This window comes from Musicola paradisiaca NCPPB 2511 (assembly GCF_000400505.1).
In the GTDB taxonomy this organism is placed as follows: Bacteria; Pseudomonadota; Gammaproteobacteria; order Enterobacterales; family Enterobacteriaceae; genus Musicola; species Musicola paradisiaca.
The window spans coordinates 3,146,405-3,166,264 of the sequence record NZ_CM001857.1 but is presented as its reverse complement, the minus strand read 5'-3'; the positions used below and the strand labels follow the sequence as shown (position 1 = coordinate 3,166,264).

Here is a 19,860-nt window from a genome sequence, read left to right as displayed (position 1 = left end):
TTTATGTCACCGAACCCGGTAAACTTGCCGGGTTCAATTTTTCTTTCGCTTCAATCCGTAGTGGAATACGCCTCTCATGACAGAAAACATTCATCAACACCGCATTCTTATTCTTGATTTCGGTTCGCAATACACGCAACTGGTAGCACGCCGGGTGCGTGAGCTGGGGGTGTACTGTGAACTGTGGGCGTGGGATGTGACCGAAGCGCAGATCCGCGAATTTAACCCGAACGGCATCATCCTTTCCGGCGGCCCGGAAAGTACGACCGAGTTCAATAGTCCGCGTGCGCCGGAATATGTTTTCCAGGCCGGCGTGCCGGTACTGGGCGTATGTTACGGCATGCAGACCATGGCGATGCAACTGGGCGGTCAGGTTGAAGGTTCCAGTGAGCGTGAATTCGGGTATGCGCAGGTGGAAATCAAAACACCAAGCGCGCTGATTCGCGACATTCAGGATGAAGTCAGCGCCAGCGGCGCACCGCTGTTGGATGTGTGGATGAGCCACGGCGATAAAGTCACCGCTATTCCGGCTGATTTTGTTACCGTCGCCAGCACCGACACCTGCCCGTATGCCATCATGGCTAATGAAGAAAAACGCTTCTACGGCGTACAGTTCCATCCGGAAGTCACCCATACCCGTCAGGGTCAGCGGATGTTAGAGCGTTTTGTCCGTGATATCTGCCAGTGTGAAGCGCTGTGGACCCCGGCCAAAATCATCGATGACGCGATTGCCCGTATCCGTGAGCAGGTGGGCGCAGACAAAGTGATCCTTGGTCTGTCCGGCGGTGTTGATTCATCCGTCACCGCGTTATTGTTGCACCGTGCGATTGGCGATCGCCTGACTTGCGTGTTTGTCGATAACGGCCTGTTGCGTTTGAACGAAGCCGAGCAGGTGATGGAGATGTTCGGCGATCAGTTCGGTCTGAACATTGTCCATGTCCCGGCGGAAGAGCGTTTCCTGTCGGCGCTGGCCGGTATTGCCGACCCGGAAGCCAAACGCAAAACCATCGGCCGGGTATTCGTTGACGTGTTTGATGAAGAAGCGGGCAAGTTGACTGACGTGAAATGGCTGGCGCAAGGCACCATCTATCCGGATGTGATCGAGTCCGCCGCTTCCGCCACCGGCAAGGCGCATGTCATCAAATCGCACCACAACGTCGGTGGTTTGCCGGACGACATGGCGCTGGGGCTGGTTGAGCCGCTGAAAGAGCTGTTCAAAGATGAAGTGCGCAAAATAGGTCTGGAACTGGGCCTGCCGTACAACATGCTGTACCGTCATCCGTTCCCGGGGCCGGGGCTTGGCGTGCGAGTGCTGGGTGAGGTGAAGAAAGAGTATTGCGACCTGCTGCGTCGCGCCGATGCCATCTTCATTGAAGAACTGCACAAGGCTGAGCTGTACGATAAGGTCAGCCAGGCGTTCACCGTATTCCTGCCGGTACGTTCCGTCGGCGTCATGGGCGATGGCCGTAAATATGATTGGGTCGTCTCGCTGCGTGCGGTCGAAACTATCGACTTCATGACCGCGCACTGGGCGCACCTGCCGTATGATTTCCTTGGCCGTGTGTCCAACCGCATCATCAACGAAGTGGACGGTATCTCTCGCGTGGTGTACGACGTATCGGGTAAGCCACCGGCGACGATCGAGTGGGAGTGATCTACTACTAACGTAGTACCATCATTTTTATTCAGCGCTTAACCCCTCCTGTACCGTCAGGGGGGGCTTTATGGCGCGTTAAGCCGGTTCACACTATCTCACCCTCACCCTCACCCTCACCCTCACCATTGGGCAGTATCGGCTGCGGCATTGCTTGAAGCCTATTCGTCCTGTTACTGAATCACCACCGTCAGGTCTGTTAAATGTCACGATGATGCCGGGGTATCCGGAAGTCCACGTACCCGGATCGGTTCTTTGACGGCGTTGGCGGCAAGGAGGCGTTGAAGTGCAGAGATAGCGGTATCGGTGAGTTCATGACCTTTGGTAAGTACCATTAAGTCGTTGGTGGTGCGTATGTCTTCATCTATCACCCAGCCAGGCTTCAATTCGCAAATGCGCACAGTGCGGACACCGGCTGTGTTGGTGCGGAAATCAGTCAGGGTTTTGATAATGTACTCAGGGATCGGCGGTCGTAACGCACGCAGGATTTCCCCTGGATGTTCCAGTGCCTGTCCCCGCGATGCGTGGCGCTCGAGTTCGAGGGCGCCGCGCAAGAGGTGTGAACCGCGGATAACCTCGGTGGGGGCGCTGGACGGGGCAATCTTGTCCTGGTGGCGGATGATCTCGGCCACCAGCTCGAGGCGGGGGATGTGTGCCACCAATCGCGCGGCGACATCTGGGTGTTCCTTGAGGAGTTTTTTCTCTCCCTCGGTGAGTTCGCGCTGGGCCGCATCGGCTTGGACGATATCGGCGGGAATGCCGACGCAGCCGATTTGGCTCAAGGACGCGGCGATGGTGTATATCCACCCATCAGGCCATTCTAGCTTGGTCAGCGCATGGTGGACACAGGACTGGGCAAACGCCGCCCGTTGAAAAGCCCACGGTGCGACCATGGCGAGTACTTCAGTCAGCGTTTTGACCGAAGCGGTGAGGGTGGTTGCCAGCAATTCCTTTTCTGCACAAATGAGACGGTACTGGCTGACGGCGTCATTAAGTGCCGAAACCAGATCTTCTTTCGGACACGGTTTGCAGAGGTAACGGAAGATGGCTCCCTTGTTGATGGCGGCGATGGAGGATTCCACGTCAGCCTGACCGGTAAGCAGGATACGCACGCTGTCGGGGGAGAGTTCGCGGGCTTTGGCGAGGAAGGTGGCGCCATCCATGTTGGGCATACGCATGTCGGACATAATCACGGCAAAACGTTTGCCCCAGCGAATGGCATCCAGGCCGGCTTCCCCGCTAGGAGCCACCACAACGTCGAATTCGCCAAACAGGTTACGCTCCATTGCGGCAAGTACATTGGATTCGTCATCTACGCACAATACGCGGGGCAAGGCAGTTTCAGTCATCGCGAGTTTCCTGTATGTGGGCGAGCATCTCCTGCCACTGGGGCAGTTTGTTCAGTACGCCGGTTTGTTCGAGATAGTCCAGATCGAGGACGCCGTTATTGACGAGGGTGACCGCGACATGAACGATGCCGATCGTGCCGAAGACTTTTTCGGCAGAATGGGAAGGTCGCACATGACATGCCACTGCTTCCACGATATCCATGGGTAATCCCCACAAGGCCAGCAGATACGCGCCCACTGCGGCGAGCATGGGGACGTTGTCGAGCGCTGTGAAGGCCTTGCCGTCAGATTCCCTCAGTTCGGGGATGAGCCATGCAATGTTGGCGAGCAGGGCGGCAGTCGGCTCCAACCCCTGGTGGCTGGAAATACGGGCGGCTAGAGTGGCGGCGAGCAGGGCGTTTCGCTGTAACCGTTCCACACAATGGTCTGTCTTCGCGTCAGCAAAGACTTGAGAAGCCAGGACGAGCTGTCTCACCTGATCCAGACCCAAATGGGTAATGGCGTTTCCTATATCGTTGATGTGACCACCTCTGGCGAAATAGGTCGAATTCGCAAGCTGCATAATCTTGGCGCTCAGCGCCGGGTCACTGCCCAGAAGTTCGGCGATGTGTCGGGTATCGCTGCCGGGATCGTTAAGGAGGCGGCATACTGCGGTGAACACTTTGGGGGCGGCGGGCAACCGGTTGACGCCGCCGACTATCTCGATCACGGCCGGGTTCCGGAACATGTCGCGCAGGGTCAGTGCGCTTTCTATCATAGTCAGCAGTACCGTGCTGTCGCAGGGTTTAGAGACAAACCGGTGAGCCACGTCCAACATGCGCAAGGTAGCCGCGGGCTCAGAGTAGCCGGACAGAATAATACGTATGGTGCCAGGCCAGCGGTTGCGTACCTGCGCCAGTAATTCAGCGCCATCCATAAAGGGCATACGCATGTCGGACACCACTACGTCGGCCGGTTTTTCCTCCAGCATAGCCAGTGCTTCCTGACCGCTACTGGCGAAGCGGTATTCCCATCCGGTGTCCTGCATCATGAGTGCCCGCTCAATGCCGGAAAGCACCCGGCTTTCGTCATCGACGAACATCACTTGCATGCGGGGCATTCCTCTTTATGGCAGTGAAGCGGTAAGCGCAGGATGAATGTCGTACCCACACCTTCTTCCGATTCGCAACGGATCTGCCCGCAATGTTTGTCCACCACGGTCGAATAGACAATGGCGAGACCTTGCCCCGTGCCTTTACCTACGGCTTTGGTCGTGAAAAACGGATCGAAAATACGGTCGCGAATCCTCGCGGGGATGCCGCTTCCGTCGTCTTTGATCCTGATCTCCATATGCTCGCCGTCCCGTGCCGCGGAGATGATGATAAGGCCTTTTTCTTTGATGCCTTCCTTAATGGTGTCTGCGATGGCATGGGCGGCGTTCACCACCAGGTTGAGAATGGCCTGACCGATCATATCGCGCAAACACGGCAATTGCGGCAACTCATCCTCGAAATGGGTCTCCAGTTCCGCTACGTATTTCCATTCGTTGCGGGCGACGGTTGCCGTGGTGTTGATGATTTCGCGCACATCCACCAGCGCTTTCTCGTTTTGTGAGGGATGGGAGAATTCCTTCATGGCGGACACAATCTTGGCGATATGGCCCAGGCCCTCCAGCGATTCATCTAATGCGCTTGGGATCTGGCGGCGTAAGAACTCCACTTTCACGCGCTTGAGGGCCGCGTCGAATTCCGCCACGATAGGTTCTTCGGCCATTTTTCCCCGTGCGGCCTCTGCCAGCGCGAGGGCGGAGTCCAGCAGGCTTAGCAGAGAGGCGGCAGCGGTTTTAACAAATCCCACATTGTCGGAGACATACTGAGTCGGCGTGTTGATCTCGTGGGCGATGCCGGCGGCGAGCTGTCCAATGGATTCCATCTTCTGCGCCTGCAGCAACTGAGCTTGGGTGAAACGCAACTCGGTCAGGGCTTTTTCCAACTCATGCCGTTCGTTTTCCAACTCAAGGGTCTTGCGGGCGACCACCTTCTCCAGCCCCACGTTCTGTTCCAGGATGGCAAAAGGCGTAGCGTGGCTGTGTCTGGCTTCTTGCGCGATGCGGCGCTTGAGTACATCGATGGTTTTATCCCGGGCAGCGAGTTTGCGCTCATAGTCGGCGGCGGACATTTCAGTCACTGTGTTGCCCTCCAATAGCGACGCCCGTAAAGGTTTGGTTCACGTGCAATCCGTTGAACTGCTCGCCATAGGTGGAGAAACCCACGACCCGGTTTTGTGTCATCACGTTGCCAATCTGCTCTTCGAGCCCCTCTTGTTCGAACTGGAGACGGCGCAGAATGCAATCGCAGCCGATGATGACTACGGGGTTCGGAATCGTTTCTCGGACTTTGACGAAAGCCTGTTTAAAGGTTTGGATCGGATCCTCCGCTTTGCCGATGGCGACGATCAGCCCTTCCTCTATGGCGCAGTAGCAGGTGAGAGAGAGGTCGTCGTTCCATTTCTGGATGGAGCGGACGTAGGGTTCGTCACCGAAGGAGAGCACCAGCGGGTGGCGGGAGAATACCGTCGGCGTCAATTCGTGCACCGTGAGACCCAGAGCCTCTGCGTAAACCTGAGCGGCAGGCTCACCGTTTATTTCCAGGATGAGCCGCTTTTCCGGATCGGCTTCGGTGATGACTAACTCCACTTCACTGGGTTCGAAATGCTGGACTTTGAAGGTGGCGATGGGCGCATCGGTCTCGATGACGGCGAATATTGCTGCGTCGGAAACGAATCGTCCATGTCCATCGTAGACGTGGGTTTTCTCGAAACGCAGGTCATCGCCGGCGGAACCGCCAATGATTGGAACGTTGCCGATCTGTTGGTAGAGATTCGCAGCCAGGCGCTCTTCGGCCATAGAGAGGCCGTCTATCAGCAGTAGACCGAAGCGCTGTAGATTTGGCCTTGCCTCGGTATCGCGGCGAATAGCCTCGGCGATGTCGGCCACTGCCGCGCTATAGTCGATCAATGGTTGAATCATGAAGGAGTGGGTACGAAAGTTTTTGCCCAATCCAAGGCCCAACAGCCCGGAGTATTGAAAGCCTTCGGTGCCAATCTGGCCCGAAGAGGTGCAACCAATGCAAGGGCAGGAAAATGCGTTCTTCAACTCCCGCCCCAGGATGTCCAGGTCGTAGTTTGGAGAACAGAAGAAAATGACGGTATCGATGCCTTCATGACCGAGCTTGTTGGCAAACTCGGCGACGGCCTGGCCCGGGTCTAACGACTCGCTACTGGCGTACTTTAGTTGGACATTCATGACGAGTCTCTCCCGATTCTAAGCAGAAGCTTTCATCTGCAATCCTGTGCTCGTTTGATTCAACATGTTGCCTGTTATTCCTATGAAAATAGATTAGGTGCCGATGGTACAAATGGCAAATAGGGGGAATTTTATCTTATGAATTACGTGGTTCAGGCTGGTCGAAATCTACGATATGCCGGCGATTGACCTCGACATGCCGGCATATCAGGTTCTTAATGAGGCCCACTTTCGGTATTGCGTTGGCGTCATTCCCATCAATTGGGAAAAGGCGCGTCTGAAAGCCGTATCTTCACTGTAACCACACTCTTCTGCGACCTGTTTGATGCTGGCCGCCGGATTTTCAAGCAGCATGCACGCCGTTTCGATTCTGACGCGAGTAATAAAATTTTTAGGGCTTTCGTTCGTGAGCTCTTTCAGTTTTCGATGCAGAGTCCGGTCACTAAAATTAAGCGCGCTGGCCAAATCTTCCGCCGTCATTGATGGGTTCTGATACCGAATCAGATGTTCAGCGCGCAGCAGTAGCGGATCGACAGTATTCATGAACCCCTGTGGGGCATAAATACGCTGAGACAGCGGCTGGCTATCGGCGACTGCGATGTCCGCCGCTAATTTGGCGATGTCCGATCCTGCGCTACGCCGGATAATGTGCAGGGCCAGCTCAACCCAGGACAACGGGCCGCCTGTCGTAATGACGCCATCCTGTTCTTCCAGCGCTTTGCCCCACACAGGTTTTGCCTTGGGATACTGTTGTTTAAAAATATGGTAAAGCCACCATGTTGTGCTGCAAAACCGTCCATCCAGCAACCCAGCTTCCCCCAGAATAAAACTTCCTGCGCAGGCGCCGCCTATCAGTGAGCCACGCTGGAATTGTTCTTTGAGCCAGCGCGCCGATGCATTTACAGGCCCGGTCGCCATAGGCAGCTTATTGGGGCCGAGCACCATTCCCGTTGCCAGAACGATATCTGGTGTGCCGACTGTTTCAAATGAATGGTCTACATGGATGAGTCTTCCCTGCGCATCGGGTACCGGCTTGCCGTCGGCGCTGATAATCGATGTTTCAAAAGAGCGCTCGGCAGGGGGCTGCTGATGCGCTTCGTCCAGCCGCGTTATCAGCGCCTGATTGACGATCCAAAATATATCGGCGAGCCCCGATATCGCTGACGACATACTGCCCGGCAATGCCAGGATGGCGATACGCATGGTGTGTTCTCTCATCATGGAATGTTGGCGAATTTTGCATGAATAATGTCAACTTTGCCACCTTACCAGGGGGCCGCCATGCAGGCTAAACTTTCCTCACTCCCTCTTGTAGGAATAATCAGCGCGTTTGAAAAAACGGTGAATAGCAACCCCACTGTTAACGGTGAACTTATGATGGATTCTCGTATTAATTGGCTGAGTAATCTGATGATTGCAGTAAGTTTGGTTTTTGTTCTTACCGTTCAGAACTTCGCGGAGGCGGCAACAATTAAAAATATCGTTTTAGTGCATGGGGCATTTACGGATGGCTCCAGCTGGGCGTCGGTGACGGCCAAATTGCAGAATATGGGATACCATGTTACCGCGGTTCAAAATCCACTGACGTCTTTAGCCGATGATGTCAGGGCGACAGAGCAGGTTTTGCAAAGACAGCAAGGCGAGGTATTACTGGTCGGTCATTCATGGGCCGGCGCTGTAATTACCCAGGCGGGGAATTATCCCAACGTGCGCGGTATCGTTTATTTGTCGGCATTAGTTCCGGATAGCGGGGAATCAGTCGCTGATTTATTACAGCGCCTGAATGCGCCGATGGATGGTATGGCACCGGATGCCCATGGGTTAATTTGGCTGGATAATCCAGAAAAATATCATGAAATAATGGCTGGGGACGTGCCGTTAAAAAAATGTTGGCATTAACCGCCGTGCAGCAGCCGATCGCGGCCAGCGCATTTGGCGATAAAGTTCAGCACGCTGCCTGGAAAGACAAACCGACATGGTATTTGCTAACCCGTAATGACAAGGCATTAGATCCATCCGTGCAGAGAAAAATTTCCGACCAGATAGGGGCGAAAGTTATGTCAATTTCATCCAGTCATATGTCTCTCGTCTCTCATCCTGAAGATGTCGCGAGATTTATTGATAACGCAGCCAAGGCTATCAAGTTGTAAATCCTAACAGAGAGAGTATTTTGATGAATATATTACATATAGATTCCAGTATTCTTGAAGATGACTCCGTCACACGACAAATTTCCGCTGAGGTGATGACCGGTCTGGTTGAAAAATATCCTGATGCAACGGTGCATTATCGCGATGTGGTTAAAAATGAAATACGCCATCTCACGGGGGCCATCGCCGCCGGGTTTCGTCCAATGGCGTCAGCCCCGGCAGACAATGACATGGTGCAAGAACACCAGCTTTCCGAGCAACTGGTCTCAGAATTTCTGGCTAGCGACATCATTGTTATTGGCGCGCCAATGTACAATTTTTCGGTGCCCAGCCAGTTAAAATCATGGCTGGACAGGTTGGCTCAGGCCGGGAAAACCTTTAAATATACGGAAAAAGGGCCGGTAGGCCTGTCCGGCGGGCGAACCGTTATCGTTGTCTCCGCGCGCGGGGGCTTTTATGTTGATCAGCCTATTGCCGATATGGATTTTCAGGAGCGATATCTCCAGACTTTCTTCAAATTTTTGGGCATTACCGATATTCATTTCGTTCGTGCTGAAGGGGCATCAAAAGGCGATGAAATAAAAAATCGTGAAATCAAAAATGCTAAATCATCTATCCATACGGTTATCGACGCTATTGCTGGCTAATTATTTTCAAGGTGGTCTTTATGTTACACGCAATTACACTTGAGTATACCAGCCCTAAATATGAGTTTGAAAAGCATATGGATGCGCATAAAAAGTGGCTGGCAGATAATATCCGCGGTGGTCATATTATTTTTGCCGGGCCGTTGGAGAATGGAACGGGAGGGTTTATTCTGGCTTCCGGTATCAATGCTGCGGAAATCGGCATGTTGCTATCTGACGATCCGTTTGTGATTTTTAAATTGGTCAAGGTAGATATAAAAACGATTGAGCCAACGATTTGTTCTGGTAGTTTTCACTCAGGGTGGGCGAGCGGTGCGACGTTTTTATAATATAACCTCGACATATGGAAAATAAGTCGGATTATTTCTGCGAAGAGAATGAATTTTATTATTATCCTGTGGTGATATATTGCGTATTTAAATATCATTAATAATGGTATTTCTATGTGGGACGGTGACATTTTTTATTTTGAAGTTAGAACAATACAGGTGTCGATTGCATCAGAGTGTTATAACGAATTAGCCGCTCTATTTAACTTTGAATAAAGGACTAGCGTTAGTTTAATGATGTCAACGGTGCCGGATGTTAATGTGGCGCTGGTTATAATTGTCATCATTGATGGAAAGTGTAGCGGCTAATTTATTTTGTTGAATATCATTGACTCCAATGTTCGCCAGCCATGTTTTACTGGCGAATTTTTTATTCTGGATATCACCGCATTTCGCTGAATTCAGTTTTTATCGTCGATGGTTCGGACGGCGAAAAATTTTCATTCGCTCAGAGCCTATCCAATTTCGGGCAACTCACTGGCCATGTTGGTTCTGGGCAGCGCTCGCAACCCTCACGCACTCTGTATAGGCTCCGGTTTACTCGCTGCGCGCGCCCGTTGACAGTACACTGGCTGAATGGCGGTTATCTGAACGGAATGCGGCGTGATTACCCACGTTCCTATCCTGTTTGCTCCTTTTCCACGGAGGTTATCTCTGGATGAACTACCTCAAGATGCTGGGCATCGGTTTTATCAGCGTATTAATCCTGTCATTGGGGCAAAGTCTGGCGCAGGCGACGCGCAATGACGAAAACCTTAAGGGGCAAAGTTGGCAGTCGGCGCGACGCGATTCTGCCGGCGTGGCGCCGGATCCGGTCAGGAATGGCGATATCGCCATTGTGCAGGTGTATGCGGCGCCGACTTACGGCTGGCGCGGCCTGCTGGCGGTGCACCCCTGGATTATCTTCAAAAGGGCGGGTGAAACCCGCTATAGCCGCTATGAGGTGATCGGCTGGGGCGGGGATAACGTTGTCCGGCGCGACTACACCGTTCCTGATGGGTTTTGGTTCGGTTCGACGCCGCGATTATTGGTGGAACATCGCGGTGCGGGCGCGGAAACGATGATCCCGAAAATTGAAGCTGCAATCAAAAGCTACCCCTGGCCGCACACGTATCACGCCTGGCCTGGGCCGAACAGTAACACCTTTATGGCGCATATCGGCCGGGAAGTGCCGGCGTTGGCGTTGGATATGCCGGCCAATGCGATTGGTAAAGATTTCCGCGCGATTACGCGCCCGGTGGGGTTATCGCCGTCGGGCAGCGGCGTGCAGGTATCGTTGCTGGGCGTAGTGGGCGTTACGTTGGGCGTGGAAGAGGGGGTTGAGGTCAATATCCTCGGCGCCAGCATGGGGATCGATCTGAACCCTCCGGCACTGCGTTTGCCCTTTATCGGCCGGCTGGGGTACGACAATGCGAAGCGGGATGAGGGGTAAGTCTGCGTGTTGCAGCATCGGAACCCGGCCTTTACTCACGAGACGAAGCCCGCCCTGATGGGGGGCTGAGGTTGCTGATCAATACGCCATTCCGTAGCCGGTGGTACAGGCGCCGGCTTCGAAGTTCAGGTGTTACAGACGGGAGCGAGACCGCATTTCGTCAGGTTTAGGCTGGCGCCGATCGCTGTTCATCTGGCGCATTTGGCTAGTTCACCGTGGGGCGTGGCCCTTTATGGTGAAGGCCTCTTCACTCGATGAGGTTTCGCCATGAACGTCCACCGCTATTTTCTTCCCGTAACCCTGCTGGCCGGTCTGTTGATCAGCCAGTCAGCTTTAGCACAGAACGAGCACGACTGGTCGCTGGCCAAGGATGCTGATGGCATCAAGGTTTATGTGCGCAACGTTGATGGATCGCCGCTGCGCGAATTCCGCGGCGAGGTGCAGATCAACGCTAGCCCCGATGATGTGGTCAAGGTATTACGTAACGCCGATGCCTACCGTCAGTGGATGCCTGACGTGGCTGTGTCTACATTACTTAAAGCGACTGCCACCGAACAGTTCCATTACCTGGACAATAAGGCACCCTGGCCGGTGTCTAACCGCGACGGTATCTACCACTTCACCTACGCGAAGTCGGGCGACGGCGCAGTGACTGTGCGAGTGGAAGCCGTTCCCGACTATTTGCCGTTGCGCGAGGGGAAAGTCCGCATTCCCCAGGCCAAAGGGCAGTGGATGTTAGTACCTGATGCAGCAGGTGTGAAGGTGACTTATCAGATGCATGCATCCCCTGGCGGCTCCATTCCCAGCTGGTTGGCTAACCAGACCGTAGTGGACACGCCCTACGGGACGCTCAAGGCGTTGCGAAGCCGTGTGCAGGTAGTTCACTGAAGTTCACTGATGGCCAGAGAGGCCGGTGTCGTAGTGCAAAGAGCAACGGTATTGGCGCATGTCGCGAGATGGAACCTCGGCGTTTCCTGAAAGACTCGCGGCTACTCAACAAAAAATGAGGTGTAACATGTTTACCAAGGAAAAAAAACGGCTCTGGTCACTGGCGCATCGTCAGGTATGGGCAAGGCCATAGCTCAGCGTCTGATCAAGGATGGCTACCAGGTCTACGTGGCGGCGCGTAGCGTCGACAAAATGGCCGATCTGGCCGCACTGGGTGCTCAACCTTTGCGTATGGACGTCTCCAGGGACGAGGAGATTGTCGCTGGCGTCGAGACCATCCTTTCCCAGACGGGCGGTGTGGACGTGCTGGTCAACAATGCAGGCTTCGGCTTGTATGGGCCGGTCGAAGAAATCAGCATCGACGAAGCGCGCTACCAGTTTGAGGTCAATCTCTTCGGCGCCGCCCGGCTCACGCAGCTGCTACTGCCCGCCATGCGGGCCAAAAATTCCGGACACATCGTCAATATCACCTCAATGGGCGGCAAGATGTACAGCATCCTGGGCGCCTGGTACCACGCGACCAAACATGCGCTGGAGGGATGGTCGGATTGCCTGCGCCTGGAGGTCGGTGAGTTCGGCATCAAGGTTGTGATCGTCGAGCCTGGCGTGATCGAGACGGGGTTCGGTGATGCCGCCACGGACAGCATCGTCAAGCGCTCGGCCAGCGGCCCATATGGCCGGCTGGTGCAGATGGTGGCCAAGTCTATCAAAAACACCTACGGGCATGGCACGGGTAGCGATCCGAGCGTGATCGCAAACGTGGTTTCCAGGGCGGTGTCCAGTAACAATCCTCGCACGCGCTATGCTGCCGGTAAGTTCGCAAAAATGCTGATCCGCATGCGCGTCTGGTTAGGCGACCGCATGTTCGACCGCATCATTCTGAGCCAGACTCGCTGATAGGCGCCGTGTAAGGAGAACTAAGGAGAACATTGTGGCTTGCTTCACTGGCAACCCGGTCTTCCGCCGGCGAACCCCGTGGAGCCGCCCACATTGTGGTAGCGGGGGCGGGGCACGCCCGACACTGTCGTGGCCCATGCCGCGAGGATATTGCTGTGCATCGGCGCTGAACTGGCTGTGCCGCAGAACCGTCAGGACAGCGCGGGTGCCGTCATCGCCGGATGCGACAGCATGCATCAGGTCTCAAGTCCTGTTTTTTTGCCGTGCCAGCCTGATGATTTCTTTGCAGTCATTTAAATGCAGAATTTGATGCCGGGTGATTGGCATCATCAGTAGGCCGCCCACATTCTTTTTCCCCCAGAAATCAAGGAGCCAGATAGCGTCAGGATCAGCGAGTACGCTTCGTTCGGCCACCAAACGCGCTAATTGGCCGGCGGTTGGTTTTCTGGCGATATCGGGTTTACTCAGCCCAGCGAGGATTTTGCGGGTCTGAACCGCGACCTGATTGCGGTAAGCAAATAACGCGGCGCCGTCGATGTTGTGGCTAAAGGCCGCCATTTCGCTTTCTGTCATCGAATTGCCGGTATCTATGCGATCGATGCGCATTTTCTGCATCCAGTCACCTTGCATGATGACCTGCGTACCATTGTCGATGAGAATATTGGCGCACATATCTTCGATTCGGGTGATATGGAAGAGGTAAAACGCGAGTGTGCGATATCCCTGATATTTGGGGCTTCTGACGGCCCGAAACGCCGACTCGTCGAGATCGCTCAGGATTTCATCCTGAAAAGTGGGAGTCTTGTTTTGGGTGACAGCGCCGCTGTGTACCAGACCGTGCAGCGTCAGCGCGGTCTCGATGATTTGCGTCAGATCCCTGTTTTTGATGCTGTCCTTGAGGTTTTTTTGCAACGGATTCCAGTCATGATTCACGCTGAGCATAGTTCTGCCGTTAACCAAACGTTTGAGTGAAGGGCAGCGGTATGAGCATCTCCTTATCGCCGCAATGTATTACAGCCTAGTGCCTGATTGGGCCTATGTATTGCGGCATATCAAAAGAGCCGGTTTTTTATCCGCAACGACCAGGCAGGTACGGGCGCTGGCTTCCCTCCGTGATCGCTTTTCTTTATGCAAAATGGCGGTTCGACCTTCCGTTCAACATCCTCGGGTAGGGCATTGTCATCCCCTGAAATGCATTGATTTTCCTGAAACGCATAAACCGATTGACGCATAAATCCGGCTGGGATAGTTGTGAGTCATATAATCTTAAACCGTTACTTTTTATGGCGTTCGGGACGCACGGCGATGCGGCTATGGGCGTACTAAGGAACCGAGATGCAACTGACACCCCACCTGGCGGATGCGTTCGCCCGTATGCCGTTGACCTACCTACGGCAGGAATACCCCAATCACATTATGCACCTGATGAATAGCGATGCCGATGCGTTGCCGCCGCGTGAGTTACACCCGGTATTCTACGGCTGTTTCGACTGGCATTCCGCCGTGCATGGCTACTGGCTACTGCTGCGTAGTCTCCGCGAGTTTCCCGAACTGCCTTGTTACGACGACATTACCCGGCTGTTTGACGAGCATTTCACGCGGGATAACATGGCGCGTGAGGCTGCGTATTTTCAGGCGCCGATGCGTGCCTCCTTTGAACGGCCTTACGGTTATGGCTGGTTGCTGGCGTTGGCGGGAGAGCTCGCGCAATCGCGGCACCCTGCCGCGGCCAGTTGGTTGGATGCACTGCGGCCGCTGGTGCAGGATATCCGGCAACGGTTGCTCGACTATCTGGACAAACTGACCTACCCCATCCGGGTCGGCACTCATTTCAATACCGCTTTCGCGCTGAGTCTGTCGCTCGACTATGCACGCATCGTGGCGGACAGCAAACTGGAGACCGCCATTACCCAGGCGGCCATGTGTTATTTTGTCGATGACATCGCCTATCCCGCGCATTACGAACCGGGCGGGGACGAATTTTTGTCCGGTGCCTTGACCGAAGGGTTATTGATGAGCCAGGTGTTGGGAGCGGCATTTCCTTCCTGGTTTGATGCGTTTTTACCGACGATGTCTGTGTGCAATACGTTGCTCCATCCGGCACGGGTGAGTGACAGGGCCGATACGAAAATCGCGCATCTGGATGGGTTAAACCTCAGCCGGGCCTGGTGTATGCGCCATATCACAGAACAACTGCCGGCATCGGCCGCCTCGCGGTCGGTCTTGCTGGATGCCGCCGAGCGGCATCTTGACGCCAGCGTTGGATACGTGGTGGGCAGCCACTACAGCGGCGGACACTGGCTGGCGAGTTTCGCCATGCTGGCGCTGGTGTGCTGACCCTCACGGTTGCCCAACATGGGTGTCGGGCAATCATCCGTGGCGTTTTCCATGCCATTACGCATTATTCTCTTTGCCGATCACGATCATGTTTCCCGCTAAACGGTGGGGGTATGGTGGCGCGATATCATCCATAACGACCATCAGCAAGGAGAGATTATGCTGGATCATCTGAGTATTCCGGTGACGGATATAACCCGTAGTCGACAGTTTTATGAGGCTGCGCTCAGGCCGTTGGGTTATCGCCTGATTAAGGATATGTCGTTCGCCGTCAGCTTCGCGGTGACGGAAGGGTACGGGCAAGCCAGCGATCCGGGCGGCGAACTCTGGTTTTATCAGGCGGAGGCAGGAGCTTGCCCGGCGGTGCACTTTGCGTTCAGTACCGCATCGCGTGAGCGGGTCGACGCTTTCTTTGCCGCAGCTATCGCTGCGGGGGGCCGGGATAATGGGGCGCCGGGGCTGCGTCCAAACTACCACCCGAATTACTACGCAGCCTTTGTGTACGACCCCGATGGGTACAATATTGAGGCGGTGTATCACCGTGCACCCTGAAGTGACGGCATTCTGCCGGAGCTGCCGACACCATGATTTAGCACGCGGATGTAATGAGGTGCTATTGCGGTTGCATTGATGGATGCGGCGGTGTAGCCGTTAATGGACTGACTCCTGGGATCAGGAAACCGTAGCGATTGATCTTTTCCCAAACGCTCTGAATAATACCGCTGTTGACTCGGGGTGCCCTTCTGAAAGGCGGGGCTGAGAAATACCCGTATTACCTGAACTGGATAATGCCAGCGTAGGAAAGTCACGGTATCCCGCCGGTTGCCGTCTTCTTCCACGCCGGTCGGGAGGTTTATGAAAATGCAAGCAACACCTTTCCCTACTGCCTCTGTCGCGGATTCCCTCACTTTGTTTCACCAGCGTGCTCCGTTGGTTCATTGTCTCACTAATGACGTGGTGCAAAGTTTTACCGCTAATGTACTGCTCGCGTTGGGCGCCTCTCCCGCGATGGTGGTGGATCCGGGCGAAGCGGCGCAATTCAGCGCACTCGCTGATGCACTGCTGATCAATATTGGAACGCTAGAAGTATCCCGGGCGGATGCCATGCTGGCGGCGATCGCCAGTGCGACACAGGCAGGCACGCCCTGGGTACTGGATCCGGTTGCTGTCGGCGGGCTGACATACCGCACGGCATTTGCTCAGCAACTGCTCACGATGAAACCGGCCGCCATTCGCGGCAATGCCTCGGAAATTCTGGCGCTGGCCGGGGAAGGTTCCGCCGGGCGCGGCGTCGACAGCGGCAACGATTCATGGTTCGCGCTTCCCGCCGCTCGCTCGCTGGCGCAACGTTGGTCGACCTGCGTCGCCGTCACCGGTGAGGTGGATTACGTCACCGATGGTCAGCGTGATTGGGCGGTGAGCGGTGGCGATCCGTTAATGACGCGAGTGGTGGGCACTGGCTGCGCGTTGTCGGCCGTGGTGGCTGGGTTCTGCGCACTGGAGGGGGATCGCCTGGCCCATGTGGCGGCGGCTTGTGCCGTCATGTCGCGTTGCGGTGCGCGGGCCGCTCAGCAGGCATCGGGGCCGGGCAGCTTTATTCCCGGGTTTCTGGATGCGCTGTATGCCGAACGCGGAGGGGTGACGGTATGAAACGCATTAACGCATTAACCATCGCCGGTACCGATCCCAGCGGCGGCGCGGGGATTCAGGCTGATCTTAAAACGTTTTCCGCGTTGGGGGCTTATGGCACCAGCGTGATTACCGCATTGGTGGCGCAGAACACGCGCGGGGTGCAGTCGGTATACCGGATCGAACCGGCATTTGTCGCCGCGCAGCTGGATTCCGTGTTGAGCGACGTGCGCATTGATTGCGCCAAGATCGGCATGCTGGCGCAGACGGACATCGTAGAGGCGGTGGCAGAACGACTGCAACGTTACCCAGTGCCGCATGTGGTGCTGGATACGGTGATGCTGGCGAAAAGCGGCGACCCGCTGCTGGCACCCGAGGCGGTGGAGGCGGTGCGTCAACTGTTATTGCCGCGCGTGTCGTTGATTACCCCCAATCTGCCGGAAGCCGCGGCGTTGTTGCAGTGCGCGCCAGCGGTCGATGAGGCGGAAATGCGGCAACAGGGCGAGCGGTTGTTGGCGATGGGGTGCCAGGCTGTACTGATGAAAGGCGGGCATCTGAGCGACCGGGAAAGCCCGGACTGGTTGTTTACGACGCATTGTGCGCCGGTACGCTTCAGTACGCCGCGTGTCGTGACCCGTCACACTCACGGTACCGGCTGTACGCTCTCCGCGGCGCTGGCGGCGTTGCGTCCACGTCATGCCGACTGGCAGGAGACGTTGCCCGCCGCGAAGAATTACCTGCAGGGCGCGTTGGAGCAAGCGGATTCGTTGCAGGTCGGCGGAGGGATCGGCCCAGTGCACCATTTTTATCGCTGGTGGTGATTGGGTCTTAAGGGATAAGAAAATCAGATAAATAGCAGAAAAATATTGCATGGACAGCTCGCCCGCTACCCGTTAATTTTGTGATCTGTGTCAGATTATTGTCAGCGTGGCGACATCTGCGGACAGTAGTCTGGCGGTCACGGTTGTGTCGATGAGTGGACTTAAGGAGGGGCTCATGGCGGGTTCAATACGTGCGGTAATGATTGCCCGGGGACTACAGACGATCCTCAATGTCGGGCTGCTGGCACTGGCGGTGATGCTGGTCATCTTTCTTGTCAAGGAGACTGCGCATCTGTCGACGGTACTGTTTGTCAGCAATGAGAAGGAATCTTCCTACATGCTGATCGAGAGCCTGGTGATCTATTTTTTATATTTCGAATTTATTGCATTGATTGTGAAGTATTTTTCGTCTGGATATCACTTTCCGCTACGCTATTTCATCTATATCGGTATTACCGCCATCATTCGGCTAATCATCGTCGATCACAAAAATCCGATCGATACCCTGACCTATGCCGGCGCCATCCTGATTTTGGTGGTGACGCTCTATCTGGCCAACAGCCCGCGCCTGAAACGCGAATAAGCGACGGGCAGGTGTGTCATGTTGGTCAATTAACACCCGGCGTCGGCGGGTGTTAATTGCTCTGGAACATCATTCTGTGTTTCGGCTCCGTCATCACGCTTAACAACACGGCATTACGACACACCATGTCTTTTAGACCGGGGTTGCGTCCGGGCCGGCATTGGCGTAGCCGCAGCCGGTTGACGAGGGTGAGCATAAACCGCAGGTTGTAGGGAAAAAAGAGTTTAGAATCAAAAAGAAAAAGCCAGCCCAAGGGAGATTGGGCCGGCCAAGGAGGTGGTTCCTAGTAGTATAACTACGCTTGTTTTCGTTCTGTATTTTCTCAGCGCTGCAATAGTAACCAGTTGTCGCCGTCATTGATGTGATCGGATTCTAAAAATACGACAACTGGCGGCTATTGTGCTGTATTCCGCTTATTTCAGGTGAGGATTACGGGTGTTGGTGCCCGGCAGGTTACGCAACAGCAGAGCGTAATCCAGCGCGATATCTTCCGGCACCGGCAAATAGACGGTGTGCCCGTCGCCCGGCGCGACATCAATCGCTTCCCCTTTGCGGTTTTGCATCAGCGTAATGGTGAACTGCACATTACCGCCCGGCGTCATCATTTCTACGCTGTCGCCGACTGAGAATTTGTTTTTGACCGCGACGGCCGCCAGCCCGTTCAGACGTTCGCCGGTGAACTCGCCGACAAACTGCTGACGGTCGGAAACCGAATAGCCGTAGTCGTAGTTTTGATAATCCTCATGGACATGGCGGCGCAGAAAGCCTTCGGTGTAGCCGCGGTGCGCCAGCCCTTCCAGCGTTTGCAGCAGCGTGGGATCGAACGGTTTACCGGCGGCGGCGTCGTCAATGGCGCGGCGATAAACCTGCGCGGTGCGGGCGCAGTAGTAGAAGGATTTGGTGCGGCCTTCGATCTTCAGCGAATGCACCTGCATCTGGGTCAGGCGTTCGACATGCTGGATGGCACGCAGATCGCGCGAGTTCATGATGTAGGTGCCGTGTTCGTCTTCAAACGCGCTCATGTATTCGCCCGGACGCTGGCTCTCTTCCAGCATGAAGACCTTATCGGTCGGCGCGCCGATACCCAGCGTCGGATCGACCTGGGTGACGGCGATAGGCTCATGGATGTGCACAATGTTGCCGACGTCGTCTTCCTTGCCTTCCTGCACCTTGTATTCCCAACGGCAGGCATTGGTGCAGGTGCCCTGATTGGGGTCGCGTTTGTTGATGTAGCCGGACAGCAGGCAGCGGCCGGAATAGGCCATGCACAGTGCGCCGTGGACGAACACTTCCAGTTCCATTTCCGGTACCTGGGTGCGAATTTCTTCGATTTCTTCCAGCGACAGCTCGCGGGACAGGATCACGCGGCTCAGCCCCATCTGTTGCCAGAATTTAACGGTGGCCCAGTTGACGGCATTGGCTTGAACGGAGAGGTGGATCGGCATCTGCGGGAAGTTTTCCCGTACCAGCATGATCAACCCCGGGTCGGACATGATCAGCGCATCCGGATTCATTTCCACGACTGGTTGCAGATCGCGCAGGAAGGTTTTCAGCTTGGCGTTGTGGGGCGCGATATTGACCACCACGTAGAATTTTTTCCCCAGTTCATGGGCTTCGGCGATCGCCTGAGCCAGCGTCTGGTGGTTGAACTCGTTATTGCGCACGCGCAGGCTGTAACGGGGTTGGCCGGCATAAATCGCGTCGGCGCCGTAGGCAAAGGCGTAACGCATATTTTTCAGGGTGCCGGCCGGAGACAGTAATTCCGGTTTAAACATGGTATCTCTCAATGTCTGATCGCAGG

18 protein-coding genes, 2 pseudogenes and 1 riboswitch are annotated in these 19,860 nt (G+C 55.2%); of the genes and pseudogenes, 13 read left to right on the top strand and 7 right to left on the bottom strand.

Annotation, left to right across the window (positions count from 1 at the left end; all coding sequences use genetic code 11):
• Positions 1–76 precede the first annotated feature (76 nt).
• Entirely contained in the window at positions 77–1,654 is a 1,578-nt protein-coding gene (guaA, locus tag DPA2511_RS14010) for a glutamine-hydrolyzing GMP synthase (RefSeq protein WP_015854410.1), read from the top strand.
• Positions 1,655–1,860: 206 nt separating this feature from the next.
• On the opposite strand, the gene DPA2511_RS14005 is transcribed toward guaA, so the two are convergent.
• From DPA2511_RS14005 to DPA2511_RS13985, 5 genes are all read right to left on the bottom strand, one after another.
• Positions 1,861–3,003 carry a response regulator gene (locus DPA2511_RS14005; RefSeq protein ID WP_015854409.1) on the bottom strand — a complete coding sequence of 381 codons (1,143 nt, stop codon included), beginning with the start codon at positions 3,001–3,003 and terminating at the stop codon, positions 1,861–1,863.
• Positions 2,996–4,093, bottom strand: coding sequence for an HDOD domain-containing protein (locus tag DPA2511_RS14000; protein ID WP_015854408.1), 1,098 nt, complete (start codon positions 4,091–4,093; stop codon positions 2,996–2,998). The genes DPA2511_RS14005 and DPA2511_RS14000 overlap by 8 nt, the downstream gene beginning before the upstream one ends.
• Complete coding sequence (locus DPA2511_RS13995) at positions 4,084–5,160, bottom strand: sensor histidine kinase (protein ID WP_023638401.1); 1,077 nt, start codon at positions 5,158–5,160, stop codon at positions 4,084–4,086. Before DPA2511_RS13995 ends, DPA2511_RS14000 begins: the two co-directional genes overlap by 10 nt.
• 1 nt (position 5,161) lies before the next feature.
• A complete protein-coding gene (locus tag DPA2511_RS13990; protein ID WP_015854406.1) occupies positions 5,162–6,286 on the bottom strand; it encodes an FIST N-terminal domain-containing protein in 1,125 nt (374 codons plus the stop codon).
• A 207-nt stretch (positions 6,287–6,493) separates the two neighbouring features.
• On the bottom strand, positions 6,494–7,489 hold the full coding sequence (locus DPA2511_RS13985; protein WP_015854405.1) for a GlxA family transcriptional regulator: 996 nt from the start codon (positions 7,487–7,489) through the stop codon (positions 6,494–6,496).
• A 171-nt stretch (positions 7,490–7,660) separates the two neighbouring features.
• Here DPA2511_RS13985 and DPA2511_RS21845 point away from each other — a divergent pair.
• The 6 genes and pseudogenes from DPA2511_RS21845 to DPA2511_RS13955 all read left to right on the top strand — a co-directional run.
• A pseudogene (locus DPA2511_RS21845) lies at positions 7,661–8,436 on the top strand (alpha/beta hydrolase).
• 23 nt (positions 8,437–8,459) lie between these two features.
• On the top strand, positions 8,460–9,083 hold the full coding sequence (locus DPA2511_RS13975; protein ID WP_015854403.1) for an FMN-dependent NADH-azoreductase: 624 nt from the start codon (positions 8,460–8,462) through the stop codon (positions 9,081–9,083).
• 20 nt (positions 9,084–9,103) lie between these two features.
• The gene (locus tag DPA2511_RS13970) at positions 9,104–9,412 is read left to right on the top strand and encodes a YciI family protein (protein WP_015854402.1); all 309 of its coding nucleotides are present in this window, start codon (positions 9,104–9,106) and stop codon (positions 9,410–9,412) included.
• Between the two features lie 658 nt (positions 9,413–10,070).
• Positions 10,071–10,844 (top strand): DUF3750 domain-containing protein, encoded by a 774-nt coding sequence (locus tag DPA2511_RS13965; protein WP_015854401.1) that lies wholly within the window; start codon positions 10,071–10,073, stop codon positions 10,842–10,844.
• 267 nt (positions 10,845–11,111) lie between these two features.
• Positions 11,112–11,732, top strand: a complete 621-nt coding sequence (locus DPA2511_RS13960) for an START domain-containing protein (RefSeq protein WP_015854400.1) — start codon at positions 11,112–11,114, stop codon at positions 11,730–11,732.
• Positions 11,733–11,867: 135 nt separating this feature from the next.
• Positions 11,868–12,689, top strand: a pseudogene (locus tag DPA2511_RS13955) (oxidoreductase); the annotation flags it as partial.
• A gap of 243 nt (positions 12,690–12,932) precedes the next feature.
• Here DPA2511_RS13955 and DPA2511_RS23740 read toward each other — a convergent pair.
• A complete protein-coding gene (locus DPA2511_RS23740; protein WP_196805842.1) occupies positions 12,933–13,361 on the bottom strand; it encodes a hypothetical protein in 429 nt (142 codons plus the stop codon).
• Positions 13,362–13,379: 18 nt separating this feature from the next.
• On the opposite strand from DPA2511_RS23740, the gene DPA2511_RS23735 reads away from it, so the two are divergent.
• The 6 genes from DPA2511_RS23735 (at position 13,380) to psiE (ending at position 18,059) form a co-directional block, all read left to right on the top strand.
• Positions 13,380–13,661 (top strand): hypothetical protein, encoded by a 282-nt coding sequence (locus DPA2511_RS23735; RefSeq protein ID WP_196805841.1) that lies wholly within the window; start codon positions 13,380–13,382, stop codon positions 13,659–13,661.
• 363 nt (positions 13,662–14,024) lie between these two features.
• Positions 14,025–15,026, top strand: a complete 1,002-nt coding sequence (locus DPA2511_RS13945; protein WP_015854396.1) for a DUF2891 domain-containing protein — start codon at positions 14,025–14,027, stop codon at positions 15,024–15,026.
• Between the two features lie 159 nt (positions 15,027–15,185).
• Positions 15,186–15,578, top strand: coding sequence for a VOC family protein (locus DPA2511_RS13935; protein ID WP_015854395.1), 393 nt, complete (start codon positions 15,186–15,188; stop codon positions 15,576–15,578).
• 169 nt (positions 15,579–15,747) lie between these two features.
• Positions 15,748–15,846: riboswitch (TPP riboswitch) on the top strand.
• 41 nt (positions 15,847–15,887) lie between these two features.
• Positions 15,888–16,676, top strand: coding sequence for a hydroxyethylthiazole kinase (gene thiM, locus DPA2511_RS13930; protein WP_015854394.1), 789 nt, complete (start codon positions 15,888–15,890; stop codon positions 16,674–16,676).
• On the top strand, positions 16,673–17,476 hold the full coding sequence (gene thiD, locus DPA2511_RS13925; protein ID WP_015854393.1) for a bifunctional hydroxymethylpyrimidine kinase/phosphomethylpyrimidine kinase: 804 nt from the start codon (positions 16,673–16,675) through the stop codon (positions 17,474–17,476). Before thiM ends, thiD begins: the two co-directional genes overlap by 4 nt.
• Before the next feature lie 175 nt (positions 17,477–17,651).
• A complete protein-coding gene (psiE, locus tag DPA2511_RS13920) occupies positions 17,652–18,059 on the top strand; it encodes a phosphate-starvation-inducible protein PsiE (protein ID WP_015854392.1) in 408 nt (135 codons plus the stop codon).
• Between the two features lie 413 nt (positions 18,060–18,472).
• On the opposite strand, the gene trhP is transcribed toward psiE, so the two are convergent.
• The gene (gene trhP, locus DPA2511_RS13915; protein ID WP_015854391.1) at positions 18,473–19,834 is read right to left on the bottom strand and encodes a prephenate-dependent tRNA uridine(34) hydroxylase TrhP; all 1,362 of its coding nucleotides are present in this window, start codon (positions 19,832–19,834) and stop codon (positions 18,473–18,475) included.
• Between the last annotated feature and the right edge of the window lie 26 nt (positions 19,835–19,860).